General features: G+C 66.5%; 1 protein-coding gene and 1 pseudogene. Both read left to right on the forward strand.

The features are described 5' to 3' along the window. Window positions 1-310, forward strand: a pseudogene (locus MOV75_RS37170) (hypothetical protein); the annotation flags it as partial. 197 nt (window positions 311-507) lie between these two features. Then, window positions 508-1,637, forward strand: a 1,130-nt coding sequence (locus MOV75_RS37175; RefSeq protein WP_247007882.1) for an MFS transporter, incomplete at its 3' end; no start/stop codon positions are given.

Consider the following 1,637-nt stretch of genomic DNA (forward strand, 5'->3'; position numbering starts at 1 on the left):
AGGCGCGGGCCGGATCGTCGGCGGCCGCCCTTCCGGTTGCCCACACTCCTTCTGCGGTTGCGCAGCATCGCTACGCGTGTTCGGCCGCATCGTGCCGGGATTGAATCTGGCGGCCAACTGGCTGCGCTTTCCGCGGACGTCGCCGGCGCCGGGAATGGTCGCCGCGCGACATGGTCATGTCTTCGTCCTCGAGCAACATATCTCAGGCGATGTCTGGATGGCGTATGACGGTAATTCAGGAGGCCGGGCAACCCGCATTCACGCACGTTCGTTGCGGGGCTATGTGGTGGTCAATCCGCGGATTGCGTGATCTGCGCCTGCAGAAGGTGCAAGCCATGCTCCTGGCATGCTGGCCGTGTCAGGAGCCGCCCAGGCAAACGGCTGTTCCGCGGTCCCGCGGCATGAACTGATCCCGCCGAGAACAGATGTCGCCATGCCATTACTCCGCCTTGGCACCGTCGCTCCGATCGTGTAACGCGACACGAAAGTTGCCGGGACGGGATACCCATGGAGACTGCTGCCGACGACGCGGGCACCGCCACCCGCGCGCTGATCCTTGCGCTCGTCGCGTTGGCGTGCGGTCACATGCTCTCGACTCTGCTCCGCACCATTCCCGCGGTCAGCCTCGATCTCATGGCCGCGGATTTCCAACTTGAGCCGCAGACGCTGGCGAGCCTCACCTCGATCTATCCTTTCGCCTTCGCGGCGGCGCAGATCCCCGTTGGGGCGGCGATGGACCGGTTTGGCGTGCGACCGGTGTCGCTGAGCCTGCTCGCGGGGACCGTGTTCGGCGCGGTCGCGTCGGGATTTGCGACCGGCCCTGCGAGCTTCGCGGTCGGGCAGTTCATGCTGGGGGTTTCCACCTCGGGCATGCTGATGTGCCCGATGACGCTGGCAGCCAAGCAATTGTCGGCGGCGCGGTTCGGGCTGTGGTCGGGCGCGATCCTCTCGATCGGCAATATCGGCATGCTGCTGTCGTCGAGCCCGCTCGCCTTCGTGGTTGACAATTGGGGTTGGCGCGCCGGGTTCTGGATGTCCGCTCTCGGCGGAGTTGCGGTCACGCTCGCCGTGTTCGCGCTAGTGCCGAAGCAGGCGGCCGAACACAAGGACGAGTCCTCGCCGCTGTCGCAGATGATCGAGGTGCTCAGGCTCGGTCTCTCGCGTCCCTTGCGCGGCCTGATCGCGCTGGCCCTGGTGTCGCTGGCGACTTCGCTGGTGCTGCGCGGCCTGTGGGGCGGACCGTGGCTGATGCAAGTGAAGGGATTGTCGCGGGTCGAGGCCGGCAACCAGCTCGGCGCGTTCACGCTTGCGATGATCATAGGTCCGCTTCTTATCGGCATGATCGACCGCCGGCTCGGCCGCCGCCGCGATCTGGTGGCAGGCTCGCACATGGTCGGAGCGCTGCTGCTGGCGTTGATGGCGCTCGGGGCGCCGCATTATGCGGTCTCCGCGCTGTTCGGCGTGCCGGTGATGCCGCCGCAATACGACCTTGTGCTGTTGGTGCTCATTGGTCTTGCGACGTCGGCCCAGCCGCTGCTGTTCGGCATGTCGCGGCAGCTGGTCGACGCGCAGACGACGGGCAAGGCGCTCGCGGCCGTGAACCTCGCCTTCTTTCTCGGCGCGGCCTTGATGCAATC

The organism is Bradyrhizobium sp. PRIMUS42 (assembly GCF_023006515.1).
Taxonomy (GTDB): Bacteria; Pseudomonadota; Alphaproteobacteria; order Rhizobiales; family Xanthobacteraceae; genus Bradyrhizobium.